The sequence below is a fragment of the Vibrio sp. 10N.239.312.C11 genome, from assembly GCF_041466065.1.
GTDB classification, from domain to species: Bacteria; Pseudomonadota; Gammaproteobacteria; order Enterobacterales; family Vibrionaceae; genus Vibrio; species Vibrio tasmaniensis_A.
In genome coordinates this window covers 51,804-70,343 of the sequence record NZ_JBFSRZ010000018.1, presented here as the reverse complement: position 1 = coordinate 70,343, position 18,540 = coordinate 51,804, and the positions used below count along the sequence as shown (strand labels likewise).

Annotated in this window: 18 protein-coding genes; 7 read left to right on the top strand and 11 right to left on the bottom strand. The window is 45.0% G+C overall.

Annotated elements, in window-relative coordinates; genetic code table 11:
- Positions 1-29: 29 nt before the first annotated feature.
- Complete coding sequence (locus AB6D07_RS10240) at positions 30-185, bottom strand: hypothetical protein (protein WP_167855787.1); 156 nt, start codon at positions 183-185, stop codon at positions 30-32.
- Positions 186-518: 333 nt separating this feature from the next.
- Positions 519-1,442: a Tim44 domain-containing protein gene (locus AB6D07_RS10235; RefSeq protein ID WP_009847262.1), complete on the bottom strand. Its 924-nt coding sequence runs from the start codon at positions 1,440-1,442 to the stop codon at positions 519-521.
- 197 nt (positions 1,443-1,639) lie between these two features.
- Here AB6D07_RS10235 and AB6D07_RS10230 point away from each other — a divergent pair, with 197 nt between their 5' ends.
- The 3 genes from AB6D07_RS10230 to AB6D07_RS10220 all read left to right on the top strand — a co-directional run bounded on the left by AB6D07_RS10230 (position 1,640) and on the right by AB6D07_RS10220 (position 5,187).
- Positions 1,640-2,230: a TetR/AcrR family transcriptional regulator gene (locus AB6D07_RS10230; protein ID WP_012604487.1), complete on the top strand. Its 591-nt coding sequence runs from the start codon at positions 1,640-1,642 to the stop codon at positions 2,228-2,230.
- 17 nt (positions 2,231-2,247) lie between these two features.
- Entirely contained in the window at positions 2,248-4,122 is a 1,875-nt protein-coding gene (locus tag AB6D07_RS10225) for an MFS transporter (protein WP_017103203.1), read from the top strand.
- Between the two features lie 144 nt (positions 4,123-4,266).
- Entirely contained in the window at positions 4,267-5,187 is a 921-nt protein-coding gene (locus AB6D07_RS10220; protein WP_029222961.1) for a YeiH family protein, read from the top strand.
- 161 nt (positions 5,188-5,348) lie between these two features.
- Here AB6D07_RS10220 and AB6D07_RS10215 read toward each other — a convergent pair whose 3' ends face one another.
- The 7 genes from AB6D07_RS10215 to AB6D07_RS10185 all read right to left on the bottom strand — a co-directional run bounded on the left by AB6D07_RS10215 (position 5,349) and on the right by AB6D07_RS10185 (position 13,058).
- Positions 5,349-5,516, bottom strand: a complete 168-nt coding sequence (locus AB6D07_RS10215; RefSeq protein WP_372091522.1) for a hypothetical protein — start codon at positions 5,514-5,516, stop codon at positions 5,349-5,351.
- A gap of 165 nt (positions 5,517-5,681) precedes the next feature.
- The gene (gene menE, locus AB6D07_RS10210) at positions 5,682-7,115 is read right to left on the bottom strand and encodes an o-succinylbenzoate--CoA ligase (RefSeq protein ID WP_017103205.1); all 1,434 of its coding nucleotides are present in this window, start codon (positions 7,113-7,115) and stop codon (positions 5,682-5,684) included.
- A 52-nt stretch (positions 7,116-7,167) separates the two neighbouring features.
- Positions 7,168-8,175: an o-succinylbenzoate synthase gene (gene menC / locus AB6D07_RS10205; protein WP_017103206.1), complete on the bottom strand. Its 1,008-nt coding sequence runs from the start codon at positions 8,173-8,175 to the stop codon at positions 7,168-7,170.
- 75 nt (positions 8,176-8,250) lie between these two features.
- Complete coding sequence (gene menB, locus AB6D07_RS10200) at positions 8,251-9,117, bottom strand: 1,4-dihydroxy-2-naphthoyl-CoA synthase (RefSeq protein ID WP_010439547.1); 867 nt, start codon at positions 9,115-9,117, stop codon at positions 8,251-8,253.
- Between the two features lie 102 nt (positions 9,118-9,219).
- The gene (gene menH / locus AB6D07_RS10195; RefSeq protein ID WP_017103207.1) at positions 9,220-10,020 is read right to left on the bottom strand and encodes a 2-succinyl-6-hydroxy-2,4-cyclohexadiene-1-carboxylate synthase; all 801 of its coding nucleotides are present in this window, start codon (positions 10,018-10,020) and stop codon (positions 9,220-9,222) included.
- 9 nt (positions 10,021-10,029) lie between these two features.
- Entirely contained in the window at positions 10,030-11,754 is a 1,725-nt protein-coding gene (menD, locus tag AB6D07_RS10190; RefSeq protein WP_017103208.1) for a 2-succinyl-5-enolpyruvyl-6-hydroxy-3-cyclohexene-1-carboxylic-acid synthase, read from the bottom strand.
- Positions 11,751-13,058: an isochorismate synthase MenF gene (locus AB6D07_RS10185; RefSeq protein WP_029222962.1), complete on the bottom strand. Its 1,308-nt coding sequence runs from the start codon at positions 13,056-13,058 to the stop codon at positions 11,751-11,753. The genes menD and AB6D07_RS10185 overlap by 4 nt, the downstream gene beginning before the upstream one ends.
- Positions 13,059-13,354: 296 nt before the next feature.
- Here AB6D07_RS10185 and AB6D07_RS10180 point away from each other — a divergent pair, with 296 nt between their 5' ends.
- The 3 genes from AB6D07_RS10180 to AB6D07_RS10170 all read left to right on the top strand — a co-directional run bounded on the left by AB6D07_RS10180 (position 13,355) and on the right by AB6D07_RS10170 (position 16,914).
- Entirely contained in the window at positions 13,355-14,587 is a 1,233-nt protein-coding gene (locus AB6D07_RS10180) for a pyridoxal phosphate-dependent aminotransferase (protein ID WP_017098783.1), read from the top strand.
- 344 nt (positions 14,588-14,931) lie between these two features.
- Positions 14,932-15,516: a 5'-deoxynucleotidase gene (gene yfbR / locus AB6D07_RS10175; protein ID WP_017103210.1), complete on the top strand. Its 585-nt coding sequence runs from the start codon at positions 14,932-14,934 to the stop codon at positions 15,514-15,516.
- A 54-nt stretch (positions 15,517-15,570) separates the two neighbouring features.
- Positions 15,571-16,914 carry an anti-phage deoxyguanosine triphosphatase gene (locus tag AB6D07_RS10170; protein WP_017103211.1) on the top strand — a complete coding sequence of 448 codons (1,344 nt, stop codon included), beginning with the start codon at positions 15,571-15,573 and terminating at the stop codon, positions 16,912-16,914.
- Positions 16,915-16,940: 26 nt separating this feature from the next.
- Here the strand turns inward: AB6D07_RS10170 and AB6D07_RS10165 are convergent, their stop codons facing one another.
- A complete protein-coding gene (locus AB6D07_RS10165; RefSeq protein WP_017103212.1) occupies positions 16,941-17,540 on the bottom strand; it encodes a tRNA-uridine aminocarboxypropyltransferase in 600 nt (199 codons plus the stop codon).
- 9 nt (positions 17,541-17,549) lie between these two features.
- On the opposite strand from AB6D07_RS10165, the gene rrtA reads away from it, so the two are divergent.
- The gene (gene rrtA, locus AB6D07_RS10160) at positions 17,550-18,092 is read left to right on the top strand and encodes a rhombosortase (RefSeq protein WP_029222964.1); all 543 of its coding nucleotides are present in this window, start codon (positions 17,550-17,552) and stop codon (positions 18,090-18,092) included.
- Here rrtA and AB6D07_RS10155 read toward each other — a convergent pair.
- Positions 18,089-18,388, bottom strand: coding sequence for a ComEA family DNA-binding protein (locus tag AB6D07_RS10155; protein WP_017103214.1), 300 nt, complete (start codon positions 18,386-18,388; stop codon positions 18,089-18,091). The genes rrtA and AB6D07_RS10155 overlap by 4 nt on opposite strands.
- Positions 18,389-18,540 lie beyond the last annotated feature (152 nt).

Here is an 18,540-nt window from a genome sequence, read left to right as displayed (position 1 = left end):
AAGGCTAAGCGATCTAGCCCATTCAAACATCAGTGTTCCCATACTTCTGCATGACGCTGACAAGCCAGATAAGCAGCGCAGCCTAAGCAATTGGTCGATACATGTTCTTGGCATTCATTCGCCATTCTCTGTTTCTGCTGCAAAGTAATTTCAGGCTCCAATACGGGTTCAAAGAACTTGGTCATTACTCATCACATCCAAATAGAATCAATTAGTTAGCTCTAGGTTAATCCAACCTTTGAGCAAGATACATCTCTTAATATTTGTCGTGATGACACATTTCCGCTACTCATGTTCTTTGTCGGCTCACCACGTGTTAGTCATATTGGCATTGTTCCTTGAATCTAAACCCCTTCCCCCCACCCAAAAAAAGCTCAAAGCCAATTTCCCTGCTGCGACTTATAGATACATATCATTAGACGCAAAAAAGCCCCTGATGATTTCTCAGCAGGGGCTTTATATTATTTGGTGTCATTCCGAATAACTACATCCTATTGATGTTTAGTTAAATCCTGGAATTAACCTTGAATACCAACAATTAACCAAGGTGCATTTTGAGTCGTTAGGTCACGCTCTAAGTGCCAGATATCAGTGATATCTTCTTCAATGCCGTCTGCGGTGTCACGGTAGCGACCGCTAAACTGAAGGCTTAGCTGTGCTTTACTACCATCGTGATCTGCGCGAACGATTTCAGCATCAACGTACATTACGTCTGTGTGCTGATCACCGTCTAGCTTGTTACGCTCAGCTTTTAGGTCTTCAAATAGGCTTGGAGATACGTATTCTTCAATCGTATTTAGCTCGTTGTGATTCCATGCACCTTGCAGTGTACGGTAGTGCTCACGAGAACCGTTGATGAATGCCGCTTGATCAAAACCTGGTGGGTAGTTATGTGGAACATCGCTTTGTGCACCAAAACCGAAACCACCAGCGCTATTTTGCGAATGAGGTTGTGATTGAGGCTGTGCTTGCTCGAAGTTATGAACATTTGGTTGTTGCTTAGGTTGTTCAAACTTGTTCTGACCCATGCCGCCGAATGCTGGCTGTTGGCCACGTGCATTCTGCTGATTCATTGAGCCCTGCTTCGCGCCCAACATTCCGCGTAGGAATTTAAATGCTAGGAAAGCAATCAGACCCATGATTAAAATATCCATGAACTGGATACCTTCAAATGCGCCACCAAAGAATGCAGCTAAAAGACCACCAGCAAGTAAACCACCTAGCAGACCGCCCATAAGGCCTTTCTTGCTAGAGTTAGCTGCTGCTGTTTTCTTGCCCGTTTGATCTTGTCGGATCGAATTTGTGTTTTGTTGTTTTGGTGCTGGAGCCGTTTTAAAGCTTTTGCCAAATGACTTACCACCACCAAACTTTTTCGCTTCCGCGATTGGCGTCACCGCGACTGTTACCAACAGGATCGCGACTAGTGAGAAAAATCGTTTCATTATTATCCTTTATAGGTTTTTTTATCTTTCGACACCTTAATCATACTCGTTAACAAAGAACAATGAAATATTCACGACGTTTACACATGTATCATAATATTGCGGCTATTAATTGATTACTAAACTAGCGAAGGGATTGACGGCACTCTGGGGCAGCATTAAAATATTGAACGATGTTCATTTAATAGAAAGTACTCATGGCAAGACGAAACGATCATACTCGCGAACAATTAGTGCAATTAACCTTAAAGACGGTAACCGACTTCTTAGAAGAGCACTCTTATCACGAGCTAAGTCTACGTAAAATTGCCAATATGATTGGTTATGTCCCTAGCACCTTGGTGAATGTATTTGGTAACTACAACCTACTCCTTTTACACGTTGTTGCTCAAACATTAGATGAACTGTCGTCCCAATCTGCTTCTGCGGTTGAACAATCGAGCAACCCTCAACAGGCTCTTTTCAATCTTGCATACTGCTATCACGATTTTGCACAAAAACACCCTCACCGTTGGCAGCTTATCTTTGAGCACAACATGAATGGTGAAAACCTTCCTGAATGGCAATCGAACCGTATTGATAGAATGACAGGTATGTTAGAGCAATTGCTGGTAGCTATTGCGCCTGAACACACAGAAAGCGAAGTCATTAAAGCCAGCCGTGTATTATGGTCTGGAGTACATGGAATTACTCTACTTAGCGTTGATGATAAATTTTTCGCCTCTGAACCTATCGATGGTAAAGAGTTGATCAATAACCTAATCTCAAACTACTTAACCAACTGGTAATCATTCAAGGAAAGACAATGAACAACAGCAGCCAATCTTCGCTGTTAACTCAAAAAAGGTTCCTACCCTACTTTATTACTCAATTTCTAGGCGCCTTTAATGACAACATATTCAAAAATGTTCTGTTACTGTTTGTTGCTTTCGCAAGCGTAGATACGCTGCCTATTTCCAGCAATCTATTCATTAATTTGGCCGCTGGTCTTTTTATTCTGCCCTTCTTCCTGTTTTCTGCTTTGGCTGGTGTACTGGCTGACAAATACGAAAAATCTTGGTTTATACGTAAAGTTAAGCTCCTTGAAGTGGCGATCATGTCACTGGGCGCGATCGGGTTTATCTACGAAAGCTACGGGATACTACTCCTACTTCTGTTCCTAATGGGAACGCAAAGTGCCTTCTTTGGCCCGGTGAAATACGCACTGCTTCCACAACAGTTAGAAACAAAAGAGCTGGTATCCGGCAACGCTTTAGTCGAAACCGGCACATTCTTAGCCATCCTTATTGGTACTCTTGGTGCCGGTATTATTGCATCTGAAGAAAGCGCGAAGCTCATTGCTGCGGTATGTATTGTTTCTTTCGCCGTGCTTGGCTATGTATCAAGCTGCTTTATTCCACAAGCGCCAAGTAACGCACCAGATCTGAAAGTGAAGTGGCAGCCAGTAAAGCTAACCCGCGCGACACTGGCGATTGCAAAAAAAGATCGCCCAACGTTTCAAGCACTGATGTCTATCAGCTGGTTCTGGTTCCTTGGCGCTGCTTACCTAACTCAGTTTCCAAACTTCACAAAGCTCCACTTGAACGGCACTGAAAGCTCGGTTGCCTTTTTGTTAGCTCTTTTCTCGGTCGGTATTGCGATAGGTTCTTTGGCTTGTGATAAGTTGTCAAATCACAGAATTGAAATCGGCATCGTACCAATGGGTAGCCTAGGTATGTCGATTTTTGGGCTATTGATGGCGATATCCATTCCTGAGTCCTTGCCTGAATTTACTTCTTTCCATCAATTCGTGACGTATTCAGAGCTGTGGCCGCTGTTTGCTTATCTTCTGCTCTTAGGTGTCTCTGGCGGTATCTTCATTGTTCCTCTGTATTCTCTGATGCAGTTACGAGCGAAACCAGATGAACGCGCTCAAGTGATTGCCGGGCTCAACATTTACAATTCACTATTCATGGTGGGAAGCGCCGTTTTGGGTATTGTTTGCCTGAGTGTTCTCGATCTTTCTATTCCACAGCTGTTTGTGTTGCTCGCGATAGGGAATACTTTGGTTATGCTGTACCTGTTTTATCAGGTGCCTATCTACGCTTTCCGTTTCTTTACATGGGTGGTCACTCACACCATGTACCGAGTTAAGCACAAGAACTTACACCATCTTCCAGAGAATGGCGGCGCACTGATCGTTTGCAACCATGTGAGTTATATGGATGCACTGCTTCTGAGTGCGGTTTGCCCTCGCTTGATTCGGTTTGTGATGGAAGAGGATTACGCCAAGCTGCCTCCACTACGTCGATTCTTAAAAAAAGCAGGAGTTATTCCAATCTCCGCAACCAACCGAAACTCGATTAGAAACGCTTTCAAAGAAGTTGAACGTGCCCTAGATGAAGGGCACATCGTGTGTATTTTCCCTGAAGGCAAGCTAACCGCTGATGGCGAAGTAGCCGAATTCATGCGTGGCATGGAGCTGATTATCAAACGATCTCCTGTACCTGTGATTCCAATGGCACTTAAAGGGTTATGGGGCAGTTACTTCAGTCGTTATAAAGGTCAAGCTTTCAAGGGACTACCCACCCGTTTCAGGGCCAAGTTAGAGATAGAAGCTGCCGAACCTATGCTAGCCAAGGAAGCTTCATGCGACACGCTTCGACAGTCAGTCTCTGATCTTCGCGGCTCACTACGCTAAATAACCAAGCCTTTATTCATATCAGCTGAACAAACGTTTAGTTTTACTTAACGTTTGTTCAATTCATTTAGACTTACTTACCATTGCGTTAAGCGTATAGTCTTCCACTACGCTGCCAATACTAGACGCGACGAATTAAATATAATGAATCTAAAAAAGTCTGTTCCATTTTATCTTGCTGCTCTGTTTTGCTTAACCCCATGGGTGAGTTCACCGACGGCCCTCGTGATCGGTTTCCTTCTTGCGAGCTTAGGTTTAGTCCCTTACCATCTAGAAGTAGGCAAACTCACAAAGAAGCTACTGGCCTACTCGATTGTCGGCTTAGGCTTTGGCATTCAGTTTGAGAAAGCATTAGCGGTCACAGGCGATGGTATTGGCCTCATTGTCACGACGATTATTGGTACCTTGGTCATTGGTTGGTTCTTGGCAAAACGCATGGGATTAGATCGCACCACGGGTTACCTTATCTCTTCTGGTACCGCAATTTGTGGTGGTAGCGCCATTGCCGCCGTAGCACCGGCCATCAAAGCTGATGATGAACAGATTGGCTTGGCGTTAGCCACTGTATTTGTGTTGAACTCGGTCGCCCTTTTCTTGTTCCCAATGATTGGCCATGCACTAGAGTTAAGCCAACAAACTTTCGGAACATGGGCAGCCATCGCGATTCATGATACCTCCTCTGTAGTCGGCGCAGCATCAGCATATGGCGAAGAAGCACTGACCACAGCAACCACATTGAAGCTCGCTCGCGCACTTTGGATTATCCCAATCGCGTTAGTCAGCGCAATGATCTTCAAGAACGATCAAAAGAAGATTACGATTCCTTACTTCATTTTCTTCTATTGCGCTGCTATTGCTGTTAGTGACTTATTGCCACAATTTGAGATGGTCTATCAAGGTATCTTTGATGTGTCTAAGCGTGCATTGGTGGTGTGTCTATTCTTGATTGGTTGCGGTATTTCAGTTGAGAAGCTTAAAGCTGCTGGGCCGAAGCCATTGATGTTTGGTATTACAATGTGGACGATGATTTCGACAGGCTCATTAGCGTGGTTAACGCTTACCTGATGCATCTAATACGTAAAGAAGCGCTGTAGATTGGTTAACTTGTTAAGCAGACAAACAGATTAGCGAATGACAAAATAAAAAGGCAAAGCTCTAATGGGCTTTGCCCCTATCGTTTTTAGTGAAAATATCGTTTGTAGTAAAGATTTTCTTTATTGCAACAATCACAAATCAAACAGGGGCTTATCACTCTTTTTGCTCTCTCTTTTAATTAAAACAAGTACCACAACCAGCACAAATGCAGTGAGTTCAGCCAATGAACGAGTCAGTCCTGACGAAACGAGCGCTTGGCCTATCTGCAGTAAAACCGCAATGATGAGGGCAACTTTCATAATAAGACCTTATTCTATAATCCGTTATTTATAGAGCTTATTATGATGGATGGTTATAAAGATAATAAATTCTGTTTTGAACTATCTAATTGCTAAATTAACTAACCGCCTGACAACTTAGTCACCTAACAACTTCGCAAATAACGTCGAGGTAAGCGCTTACCTTTAACTCCTATGCTGAGACAACCAAGATGCCAATCCAGCGCGTGAAACCTTAATACCCTGCTGTTCTTGCTTAGGCATTCGATAATACTCAACAGGAAATTTGAACCGCTCAAGACGGCCATTCAATTGCTCAGCAAACCACTCTTTGGTTGGCAAATCAGCACAATCCACAATAGCGACAGGCCGGAATCCGAACTCATCGTCTTCAATAGGAACAATAAAAGACTGGTTAACCTCAGACAATTGGTTGAGTGCTCGCTCAATCTCTTCGCAATGAATGTTCTCACCACCAGAAATAAACTGATTGTCGGCGCGACCAATAATCGACACTTGTTCACCAACCCACTCACCAAGATCTTTGCTATCGAACCAGCCGTTCTTATCAACTAATAGCGTTAACTCGCCCTGATAGTAATAACCAGAAGCAAGCGTATTGCCGCCAATAAAGATACGTTGATCTTCAATTTTCAACTGGCGTTGGTTAAGGACAAAACCTGCAGTATTACTAGAATCAACGGGCTTCGCAGTCACTGTTGAAGCCGCTTCTGTCATGCCGTAGCCAAGCCATGTTTCGATACCCATTTGTTGAGCTTCAAGCCCAAGAGCTTCTGGAATATGGCTACCACCCAAAAGTACATGAGTTAAAGTAAGTGCTTGCTTACTCTTTAGTAGCCTATGTAGTTGAGTAGCCACTAAAGAGGCATGGCTGCAACCTTCAATGTCTGTTTCAAGTTGGCCTGGCCCTATTTTGATGCAGCCACCAGCCGCCAACCAACGATGGATAATCGCCAATCCCGACACATGGTACATCGGTAAGCTAAGCAACCAAGTGTCAGCTTGTTCAAAGTTGAAAACGTCTAGTAAACCCTGAGCTGAACATAAGTGTTGCTGTAACGTGTGAGCCACCGCTTTTGGGTTTCCAGTAGAGCCAGAAGTGAATATGATGCTTGCTAGATTTTGCGGATTGAAGTTGGAGTCTTGAGATGTCGTTATCCTATTATCATCACCATCGACCTTCACTTCATCTAAGCAAGACAAGGTCACCAACTGAGTATTCAAATCGACAGTCTCTGATTGCTCTATCCCGCTACTGTCCAAAAGCCAAAGGTAGCTTTGTTGACCTGCTTGACATAAGGAATCGAGCTTTTGCTTCAGGCGTAAGCTAGGCTGAGGCATGGTGAAAGCGCAAATAACACCCAAATTGAGTGCGGCAAGATAAGCAGGAATCACTTCAGCTTGGTTCTTACCAACAATCGTCAGTACATCACCTTCAGATAGACCTTGATGAGATAGCTGTTGTTGGTACTCACTCACCAGCACAGACACTTGCTGCCAAGTGTAAGCGCGGTTAGGAATCACTAACGCTGCTTGATGTGGGTTCTGCTGCGCCCACTGTACCCAGAGCGGGTGAGGATTAGATTGTGGGCGCATCATAAGATAACCAAGTTATAGATTGAGAACGGTCTAAGCTAATCGAACGATCAGCCTAAGAAGACCAAATCAATTGCTGTTGTTCAAGCGTTGAAACTGGAAGCTGACAACCCGGCCAAGAGACTTCTAGCTGTTGCTGATACAAACCAATCGTATCAAGCCCTGGAACTTCATTAGGCAAGTACTGTTGTGCCAATCGAGCAATCTGAGTTAAGCCAAGGCTAGACTCTATGCTTGAGCTTAGTACAGGTTTAATACCAAGCTGCTCCGCACGCTCAATGATTGCCACACAACGCTCTACAGAACCAATAAGAGTTGGCTTGAGCACGACCGCTTTAACACCAGTAAGGTCGCTAAGATCAAATTCTGGGCTTCGCACCGCTTCTTGCAATGTTTCGTCCCATGCAATCGCAACACCGTGGTCAATAGCAAAAGCTAAGCTGTCTTCTGGCTTCTGACAAGGCTCTTCAATAAAGCTAATACGCTGACGCAGTGACGGCGAAATGTATTTAATGAACTGCTTGGCTTTTTCTGGTTTCCACGCGCGGTTGGCATCAAGCCTTAGGGTCAAATCAGGGATCGACTCAAGGAATAAGCTGACCAGCATGCCATCACGAATCGCTTCATAAAGACCAACTTTTACCTTGGCAACCTTCTCGCCTTGCATCTCATTCAGCACAGGGATCAATTCATCTGGATCGCCTGTACATAACGGTGCTGCTTGGTAGTTACCTTCCGCATTGAGTTCGCCTCGTAATTCCATTATCGCCATCGAAAAACCGAACGCAACAGAAGGATATAACTCATCAAAAGGCGTTTGAGGGTTATTGTGACTCCAAAGCTCTAATTCGTGTTGCAGCTGAATGCCAGCTTGTTCAGCATCTTCTTGGCTAAAACCTGGCAAAGGCGCAACTTCGCCAAAACCAGTTTTACCATCACACTCAAGTTGGATGATATAGCCAACGCGTTCGTTCAACTTATTGTCACGAAGAATTACACCACTATCCATAGGTAATTGATAACGGTAGAGTTTAGCGTGACGCTGAGAATTCACTGAGTTCATAAAGTTTCCTAAAAAACGGGGAACATCAAAACAAAACGAGCCGCTATTAGCGACTCATTTTAAAGAAGAGAAAGACTATGGGTTACGCGGAAATTTGTCGAAATCAGGTCGACGTTTCTCGTTGAATGCGTTTCGGCCTTCTTGGCCTTCTTCTGTCATGTAGAACATCATGGTTGCGTTACCCGCCAACTCTTGAAGGCCTGCTTGGCCGTCACAGTCTGCGTTTAGTGCGGCTTTCAAGCAACGCAGTGCCATTGGGCTGTGTTGAAGAACTTCACGACACCAACGAACCGTTTCTTTTTCTAGGTCGGCAACAGGTACTACAGTGTTTACTAGCCCCATGTCCAATGCTTCTTGGGCATCGTAGAAACGACACAAGAACCAGATTTCACGCGCTTTCTTTTGACCAACGATACGAGCCATGTAAGAAGCACCCCAACCGCCATCGAATGAACCTACTTTAGGACCCGTCTGACCGAACTGAGCGTTTTCAGCTGCAATGGTCAAGTCTGCCATCATGTGAAGAACATGACCGCCACCGACTGCCCAGCCCGATACCGCTGCGATAACCGGTTTTGGACAAGTACGAATTTGACGTTGGAAATCAAGCACGTTCAGATGATGTGTACCTGAATCATCTTGATAACCGCCGTAGTCACCACGGATACTTTGGTCACCACCAGAACAGAACGCCTTCTCACCAAGACCCGTCAAAATGATTACGCCAACCTTCTCGTCATAACGAGCATCAGCCAATGCATTGATCATCTCTTTTACGGTTTGTGGACGGAACGCATTGTGGACTTGAGGACGAGCAATCGTGATTTTCGCAATACCGTCGTCAGACTTGTGGTACTGAATATCTTCAAATTGACTGCTTTCATCGCGCCAGTTAACTGCTGCGTAAAGTTCTTCTTCTGTGATGCCTACTGTTTTAGCCATGGTGATTCCCATTGTTCTATTAGAGACCACGACTAACGAATAGTCGTGACGGTGTTGCTCTGCTTTTGGTAGTGCTTGATACGAGAGAACCGCTCAGTCAGTTTAGCGGCGACTGGCGATACATTGGATGATCAGGTTGGAAAACAACTCTGGTTGCTCAAAATGAACATTATGACCAGCGTAATCAACCTGACTATATTCAAAGCCACTATTCTCAGCTAGTTCCATGAATTTACGATCTTTTTCACCACACACATAATGCAATTGATGCTCATGAGATTTCAATGTGGCACGTAAATCCGGTTGCTTAGCTAACGAAGTAGATAACAACATATTTGCTACGGATACTCCAAGGTTACCACTACGCTTTATGACCAAAGTTTGTCTTTGCTCATGATTTAGTGAAGAAAAGACGCTTTGTTGATACCAATCGTCTAAAACATCTTCAATCGACTGCTGCGCAAAACGGACAGCCCATTGCGTATCATGTACTAACCTTTGTGCTCGTTCTTCATCACACTCCAGACCAAAGTTGCCACCTTCAATAATGACTTTCTCAAGATTGAGTGTTTCGAAGCAAGGGCTTGTCACCCCATACATGGCAAGCCTGCCACCCATAGAGTAGCCAATCACCACGATAGGGTAATCCGCAGGAAGATCGTTGAGAGCAAGTTGAGAAGTGATGCACTGAACGATTTTCTTGCAGCAATGATCAAAGCCTACCGGATCGATAAAGCGACTTTGTCCGTGCCCGGGCAAATCTATGCAAAGACGAGGAAAATCCTCTAGATATGGATGACATGCGCTCCAATCATCCCCGCTTCCGAGTAAACCATGTAGAAAAACAAGCAAAGGTTTGTCAGAAGATTCTTGTACAGCTGGGTAATAATTGGAGTAAAGCATGTAAAGTCCTTAGGCTAATGCCTCGGTGAGCATTGAACTGAATTGTTTCAGCAAAGTAGACGCTTGTTCGGGAGGCGTCTTAACTTCAACGAGCAAGGTACCCTGACCTTGTTCGAAATGTTGTTCGACAATCGTTTGATAGCAATTCAAAGTTTCTGGCGCCGCATAACCAAGCTGGAATTGCGCAGCGGCATGTTCAAAACCGAAACCATGGGGCATTTGATATAGAGATTGTTTTTGTTGCTCAGGAACAGGCAACAAGTCAAAGATCGCACCGCCATCATTGTTGGTCACAACAATCACCATCGGCGTTACATTGTGAGTAAGCAGAGCCAGTGAATTGAGGTCGTAAAGCAAAGAGGTATCGCCAATCAACATTATCAAGGGGTTCTGGTTAGCTTTTACCACGCCCGCAGCCGTTGCTACCAAGCCATCAATGCCCGATGCGCCCCGATTACTGTAAACTTGATTCGCAGATATTGATGACAGCATATCCACCAGCCTTACCATCAAGCTATTTCCCACAAATAGCTCTCTGTCTTTAAGTCTAGTCGACAAATCTACTGCAACGCTCAACTCGGTCAGTTGGTCATTATTGGATATTTGCGCTAATGCCAATTGTTGAACCGTATTCGCGATTTCGACCAAAGGTGCTGCCCAACCTGCATGTTGACCTAACAAGGTGGGTAAATGCTGCTCTGACACCCACGACTCGATATCAGCAACGATATGGGTTTGAGGCAGATGATCTTGGTTGATACGGTGCGTCTCTGGTGACACAACAATGTATTGTGATGAGCTGAATGATGAAGCTTGCGACTTTATCCAATGATTAAGGCGCTTAGAAACAATGCGCTCACCGAACTGAAGGATGAAATCACATTGGTTGAGTTGCGCTTTAGCTACGTCACTCTGCATCCACAGGTCATAATGTTTCCAATCACTTGTAACACCTGATTGAGGATCGCAAAAAACTGGCCAGCCTAATGCGGTGGCAAACTGCTTGGCTTTTGTTGCTTGTTCAATATCTAGCGAACCGAGAATAACCACACCCTTACGCCCAAAATACTCACCTGGAGCGATGGGTTGTGTGTTCACTTGATTAGGTAAAAACGTTTGGCTGTAACAACCTGTTCCCGATTTCCACCCAGCGACACTGGATGTGTATTCCGCATACATTTCCGCACAATTCGCAGAATATAGAGGTTCTGGGAACGGACAGTTGATATGAATCGCACCACCAACATTGCGTTGTTTCACTAGGGCGTGATCAACCGATGTCAGTAACCAATTCAGAGAAACTTGTGTACTAGGGCTTGGTAAGTTTAAAGCACTTTCAACATGGGAAGAAAAGATACCCTGTTGCTGAATCGCTTGATTGGCACCACAGTCGACCAATTCGATGGGTCTATCAGAGGTCAGCAAGATCAGCTTCTCTCGTGTCAGCCCAGATTCAGCCGTCGCAGGAAGCAAATTCGCCACAGCGGTTCCTGATGTCACAATCACCGCAACTGGCTTATCACTGGCTTTAGCTAAACCTAAAGCTAAGAATCCAAGACCACGCTCATCAAAGTGCGTGTGTAAGGTTAACTTGGGATTAGCTTCCGCTTCGAGAGTTAATGGTGTTGAGCGAGAGCCCGGTGCGACACATACATGTTCAACACCGTTGCGGGCTAGCTCTTCAAGTAATGTGTGACTCCAAACTCTATTTAATACGGCTTGGTCGTGGTTCATGACGCTACACCCAATGGTGGGTGATCTGAAATTAAGCTAAGCAGAGTCGACATTTTCTTATTCAACTCTTGCCACTCATGTTCAGCAACCGATCCCGGCACGATCCCGGCACCCGCAAACAGCTGTACTTGATCGTTTACAATCAAGGCACTTCGAATCGCGACACAGAATTCAGCGCGTTGATGGCTAATATAGCCAACAGAGCCTGCATACCAACCTCTCGCAAACGGTTCATGTTCAAGTATGAAATCCATCGCTTCTTTGCGCGGTAAACCCGCTACCGCAGCAGTCGGCTGTAAGGCAGCAAGCAACTGGACACCATTGACGCCGTTATTGAGCTGAGCATGGATATTACGTTTAAGATGTTGCACCTTACGCAAACGCACAAGTCGCGCCTCTTTTTCAACGTGTACCGTTTGAGAATGAGGAGTGAGACGCTCAATAATGTCGTCGACCACATACTGGTTTTCATTGAGGTTTTTACTGTCTTGAGAAAGCCAGTTGGCTAACTCCATATCTTCTGTCGCGTTTTCTCCGCGACCAATGGTTCCAGCAAGCGCTTCAGTATCAAGCTCAGTGCCATATCGACTGTACAAACGCTCTGGCGTTGAGCCGATAAAGCTGTGTTTGGAATCCAATACCAACATAAAGTGAAAGCTGTGATGGTTTTGCAGGTAGCTGGCCTTAAGCAACTGAGCCGCGCAGATTGGCGCATCGAGTTGCAATGTGGTTTTACGCGCTAAAACGACTTTTTTGTACTCTTCGTCGCTAATGCCTTTCAGCACTTTATCGACAAGGTTGCCCCACTGCTCTCGTTCTGGAACGTGGTTAATCTGCTCAATATGCGCCGACAAAGGGGCCAATATCGCCGCTTCGACAGAAAGCTTATTTAGAGCATTAATAGAAGCAACGCGATCAGGAGATAAATTGACGGCTAACGACCAAGTCTTGTCAAAGCGGATCAGTTCAACCTGAGGAAGGAAGAAAAACGATTCCATGCAACGGCGGTTCTTTGCGGTATGTCCGTCAAATGAACGTCCACCCCAAATTCGTTGGTCTTCACCAAGAATGGCATACGCGGGAGCAGGATCGGAGAAAGTATGCAGTTGACCGAGCGCGACCACTTCTTCACGAGTGTCGCGTGACTGCCAGTAGAACTTTGGAAAGAGCGGTTGAGCATGAAGCCATTCTATAAATGCAAACGATGGTTTTTGCGTTAGAACTTCAACACAACGAACTTCACTTGCTTGGGCATTTTGTACTCGCTCAATCAAAGCGGAGATAGTTTGCTGGAAATGTGACAAATCGACCTCGTTCACATCTAAATTATTATTATATTAGTTTGATACTTTATGGGCAGTACCCACTTAGATCAAGAATGTACTATATCTTTTGAACATTCCTGTGATTCTAAGCGATCCAACCTCTTTATTCATCTTAGCCAATAACAAAGAAAGCGATTAATTAAAATTTAGAAAAGAGTGACAACAAAAAGACCAAACGTGACACTGAAATTCGACATTCATCAGATTTTTATTCTATCAAACCCCGTTTTGCGGTACTTTAATAAAGTATTTAAATTAATTTCAGGAAATCGGCAATGCAAAATATCGGGATGTCGTCAAAACTCAACAGCGTATGCTACGAAATCAGGGGGCCTGTACTCAAACATGCTAAGCGCATGGAAGAAGAAGGGCATAAAATACTGAAGCTTAATATCGGTAACCCCGCCCCATTTGGTTTTGACGCCCCTGATGAAATCCTTGTTGATGTAATCCGTAACCTACCGACATCTCAAGGTTACTGCGACTCAAAAGGCATCTATTCAGCTCGTAAAGCGGTTGTTCAGCACTACCAGAAAAAAGGCCTCCGTAACCTTGATGTAGAAGACGTTTACATTGGTAACGGCGCATCAGAGCTTATCGTTATGTCTATGCAGGCGCTACTGGATAATGGTGATGAAATCTTAGTTCCCGCTCCGGACTACCCATTATGGACAGCGTCTGTTGCGCTTTCTGGCGGCACGCCGGTTCACTACATGTGTGATGAAGATGCTGATTGGTATCCAGATCTAGACGACATGCGTGCGAAGATCTCACCAAAGACTCGCGGCATCGTTCTTATCAATCCGAACAACCCAACGGGCGCGGTATACAGCCGTGATTTCCTATTACAAGTTGTTGAGATTGCTCGTGAGCACGGTTTGATCATCTTCGCTGATGAAATCTACGACAAAGTACTTTACGACGGTGCAGTACATACTTCAGTTGCAACGCTGGCTGAAGATGTTCTCATGGTGACATTCAATGGTCTGTCTAAGGCTTACCGCGTGTGTGGTTTCCGTGGTGGCTGGATGTTCTTAACCGGCCCTAAACACATAGCGAAAGGCTATGTCGAAGGGCTAGAAATGCTCGCCTCGATGCGTTTGTGTGCCAACGTACCAATGCAGCACGCCATCCAAACGGCACTGGGTGGTTATCAGAGTATCAACGAACTGATTCTTCCTGGTGGTCGACTGCTTGAGCAACGTGACCGTGCATGGGAACTGATCAACAAGATCCCTGGCGTTTCTTGTGTGAAACCAAAAGGCGCGATGTACCTGTTCCCTAAGATCGACACCAAGATGTACAACATCAAAGACGATCAGAAATTCGTACTCGACTTCCTTAAGCAAGAGAAAGTGTTATTGGTTCAAGGTACTGGCTTCAACTGGCCGAAACCGGATCACTTCCGCATCGTGACTCTACCGCACATCGAAGATCTAGAAATCGCGATTGGTCGCCTAGAGCGCTTCTTACAGACTTACAGCCAAGACGACCTCGTCGAAGGTTAATTAGCACAAAGAAAGATGACTACAATTTGCTGTTTTAAAAGACTTTAACTTGTATTCATTCACTTCTATGCTTAAAAGGCTCCTGTTTGGAAGCCTTTTTTGTATCCGCTGTCTCGTGTCCCTGTGCAAACACAAGATACGAGTGGAGCATTGCTTATACCAATCACAGTAAGTAAGTGTTCAGAAATAGCGCAGGGAAAAAACTTGAGAACAAGGCAGCTCTTTTCGACAAGCAGCTTTGATAAGTAGTTATTCTACAATCAAAAATTCTAACAAAGTTATCGAGTTTTTTAACAAGCTAGGATGACCAGTTATTTACTACGATTGGTACTAAAAGGACTCTTATGAAACAAAGCCATTTCTTTGCCCATCTTGCCCGTATGAAGCTTATCCAACGCTGGCCTTTGATGCGCTCAGTCTCAAGCGAGAACATTTCAGAGCATAGCCTACAGGTCGCTTTCGTCGCCCACGCCTTGGCGCTTATCAAAAACAAGAAGTTTGATGGCAAACTCAACCCAGAACACATTGCTCTGCTTGGCATGTACCACGATACCAGTGAAGTGCTAACAGGTGATTTGCCGACGCCAGTTAAATACTACAATCCAGACATCGCCCAAGAGTATAAGAAGATAGAAGCGGCAGCAGAGCAAAGACTGCTTTCAATGCTGCCAGAAGAGTTCCGAGACGACTTCTCCCCGTTTTTGATATCTGGAACAGCAAAAAAAGAAGAGCAAAGCATCGTTAAGCAAGCCGACACTATCTGCGCTTACCTGAAATGCTTGGAAGAGCTCAGTGCGGGCAATCATGAATACGAGCAAGCCAAGCGCCGACTGGAAGAGACACTCGAACAACGCAAAAGCCCGGAAATGGACTACTTTCTCACCACGTTTGCGCCGAGCTTTGAATTATCACTAGACGAGATAAGCTAGCTGGGTATAAGTTGAGTGTAATTAGATAAATAAATCAATTTGATAGGTGCTATTTTGAATTCTCCACTCGAACCACCATTTGAACTCGAACAAGAATGGCAACATCGAAATGACGATGAACATAAAATAAGGCGTGATGACCACCGTAGCCCGTATCAACGCGATCGTGCGCGGGTGCTTCACTCTGCCGCTTTTCGCCGCCTCCAAGCAAAAACCCAAGTTCATGGCACCGCGGTAAACGATTTCCACCGAACTCGCCTTACCCATTCGCTAGAAGCCGCTCAGCTAGGTACCGGTATCGTTGCCCAGCTGAAAAAAAAGCAGCCCGAGTTTCGAGATTTGTTGCCTTCAGACAGTTTGATTGATTCATTGTGTCTTGCTCACGACATTGGCCACCCACCTTATGGGCATGGTGGCGAAGTCGCGTTGAACTATATGATGCGCGATCATGGTGGCTTTGAGGGCAATGCTCAAACATTTCGCATTGTCACGCAGCTAGAACCTTACACTGAACATCACGGGATGAACCTATCTCGACGCACTTTGTTAGGTCTGATTAAGTACCCTTCTCTGCTGAGTGAGGTTCAAGCTAAATTACAGTCTGAGCCTGTTAAGCATCAACGACAGCTCCGAGCCAAAGATTGGATGCCAGCAAAAGGCATCTACGATCATGATGAAGAGCTTTTTAACTGGGTAATGGAGCCGCTTTCAAGCAGCGACCAACAGCTTCTAAAACAGAAAAGAAAAACGCATACAGAGCCACTTGAGCACAATAAGACCAAATATAAGTCACTTGATTGTTCAATCATGGAGCTGGCTGATGACATCGCGTATGGCGTGCACGATTTAGAAGATGCGATTGTGCTTGGCTCTGTCACCAAATCTCAATGGGTCGAGTCGGCTTACCCTCAACTTAAAGAGATGGCCGACCCTTGGGTTTGTGAACACCTAGATTCAATCACAGAGATGCTTTTCTCTGGTGAGCAGTATCGTCGAAAGGATGCGATTGGTGGGATAGTCAACGCTCTGTTGACCAGTATTTCGATTGAACGAGTGGATGCTAGCTTTGAGAATGTGCTGTTGGCTTACAATGCCGTGCTTGAACCGAGCATGGACGCTACACTCGACAAACTAAAACACTTTGTCAGCGAGTTCGTGATTCAAGTGCCACAGGTTCAAGTGATCGAATACAAAGGCCAGCAGATTATCATGGACATGTTTGAAGCGTTCAGCGCTGATCCTGAACGCTTGCTGCCACTGCCCATCAAGAAGCAATGGCTACAGCATCAAGATGAATCAATAAAGATGCGCGTGATAGCCGATTACATCTCATCAATGACTGATGACCTTGCGCAGAAAATGCATCAGCAATTGTTCTCAGCTCATACCGAGTTTTAATTCCTGACTCGTACCAGTGAATCGGCTTAATCTAAGTAGTTTTTCTCAAACACACCCGGCGGCATTTGATTGATTTGAAACTGAATCATTTGGTCAAATGCCGTTAGCAAAGGGCTAAAGTCGCCATCACTCTCTAGCAAGCTAAGCAAATGATAGCCAGCTTCGACGGTAGAAAGGCTGTTTTCACTGGGCGCTTTCCGGATTCGATAATTACCCTTGAGATCTTTCGGTAAGTGAACTGTGCTCAGCGCATGCAAGTTACTCGACACCTGCCACATCTTGAACGCCTTCTTCCACGTCCCATCCAATAAAATCACACGCAGCTTCTTGCTTGGGCATGTCGCAGATTCAACTGAAACAGAATTTTCGCTTGGGTATAAAATCACATGTTGGTAATGTTCATTGGCCAGCAATGCGTTCAATTGTTCGTTGTCTGAAAAATCTTCACCGACAAGCGTCACGCTGTTATTTAGGGATAACGAGAGGATACGCGCAGTACCCATCGGGCGATGCTCTTCTGATGGGTGCTGAAGAATGATAAGCTCAACATTCGATTCGAGTGGTGTAACCCACTGACAAATACAAGCTTTCAAAGCCTTGCTGCATTGGGGGCAATAACGAGACATGGATTTAATGTGTACCCTGTTTTAATTTTCACTTCACTTTTATGCGTCTTATTCCAATTTGAGCCAATACAAGCTTGGGTCGTATGGGATAGCAATGCGATTGCCGAGGGGCAATGGTGGCGGATCCTAACAGGAAATTTTTCACATACCAACTACTCGCACCTTCTGATGAATCTAGCAGGCTTATGGATCATCAGCTATCTGTTTCAACCGAGTAAAAAACAGCTTGTTCTTGCTCTGCTTGTGATTAGTTTAGTGACTGGGATCGCCCTGTTGTTTTCGAGTATTCAGATCTATGTTGGCCTATCAGGCTCTTTGCATGGGTTATTTGGCTTATTCGCGCTCAGTGAAGCTTTAAACGGTAGGATATCAAGTTGGCTGTTAGTGTTGGGATTAATCGCTAAAATCGCTTGGGAGCAGCTTGTTGGCCCTTCTAGCACAACTGGCGAACTAATTAATGCTCGTGTCGCGATTGAAGCCCACCTAGCAGGTGCACTGGCCGGAGGCTTCATATCTATCGCTTCATTTCTAACAAGTAGACAAACGGATTAAAGTTGAATTCTTTCGCGGTTCTTTTTAACCGTGGCTTCACCTATCCCTTTCACACTCACCAAATCATCAGCAGTCGTAAATGCCCCGTTTTGATCCCTGTAATCGACGATCTCTTGAGCTTTCTTATCCCCAACACCAACCAATAGCGCTGACAGCTCTTCAGCTGTCGCTGTATTGATGTTTACCGTAATTTCAATGCCATCGTAAAGCTCAGCTTTAGTGGGGCTATTAGAAAGCGCCGGGGAGCTCAGGGTCATAAGAAATGAGAGAAGTAATGTTGAATATATCGTGCGCATAAACCGTTCCTTTGAACAAAAAACGTAACTTATGCATTTGCCGCTGCACATAAAACAAACGCCAGATAAAAATAAAGCGGGTCACCGAAATGACCCGCTTTGTTATACATCTAATTTTCATCAACTTGTTAGCTGGCTCGCAAACCGAGTTG

Coding starts and splice junctions, on each gene's coding strand:
- menC (WP_017103206.1), bottom strand. CDS start 8,175: ATGAACTCAGTGAATTCTCAGCGTCACGCTAAACTCTACCGTTATCAA.
- AB6D07_RS10235 (WP_009847262.1), bottom strand. CDS start 1,442: ATGAAACGATTTTTCTCACTAGTCGCGATCCTGTTGGTAACAGTCGCG.
- yfbR (WP_017103210.1), top strand. CDS start 14,932: ATGAAACAAAGCCATTTCTTTGCCCATCTTGCCCGTATGAAGCTTATC.
- AB6D07_RS10240 (WP_167855787.1), bottom strand. CDS start 185: ATGACCAAGTTCTTTGAACCCGTATTGGAGCCTGAAATTACTTTGCAG.
- menE (WP_017103205.1), bottom strand. CDS start 7,115: ATGATGCGCCCACAATCTAATCCTCACCCGCTCTGGGTACAGTGGGCG.
- AB6D07_RS10155 (WP_017103214.1), bottom strand. CDS start 18,388: ATGCGCACGATATATTCAACATTACTTCTCTCATTTCTTATGACCCTG.
- AB6D07_RS10180 (WP_017098783.1), top strand. CDS start 13,355: ATGCAAAATATCGGGATGTCGTCAAAACTCAACAGCGTATGCTACGAA.
- AB6D07_RS10165 (WP_017103212.1), bottom strand. CDS start 17,540: ATGTCTCGTTATTGCCCCCAATGCAGCAAGGCTTTGAAAGCTTGTATT.
- AB6D07_RS10220 (WP_029222961.1), top strand. CDS start 4,267: ATGAATCTAAAAAAGTCTGTTCCATTTTATCTTGCTGCTCTGTTTTGC.
- AB6D07_RS10225 (WP_017103203.1), top strand. CDS start 2,248: ATGAACAACAGCAGCCAATCTTCGCTGTTAACTCAAAAAAGGTTCCTA.
- AB6D07_RS10215 (WP_372091522.1), bottom strand. CDS start 5,516: ATGAAAGTTGCCCTCATCATTGCGGTTTTACTGCAGATAGGCCAAGCG.
- menD (WP_017103208.1), bottom strand. CDS start 11,754: ATGAACCACGACCAAGCCGTATTAAATAGAGTTTGGAGTCACACATTA.
- menB (WP_010439547.1), bottom strand. CDS start 9,117: ATGGCTAAAACAGTAGGCATCACAGAAGAAGAACTTTACGCAGCAGTT.
- AB6D07_RS10230 (WP_012604487.1), top strand. CDS start 1,640: ATGGCAAGACGAAACGATCATACTCGCGAACAATTAGTGCAATTAACC.
- menH (WP_017103207.1), bottom strand. CDS start 10,020: ATGCTTTACTCCAATTATTACCCAGCTGTACAAGAATCTTCTGACAAA.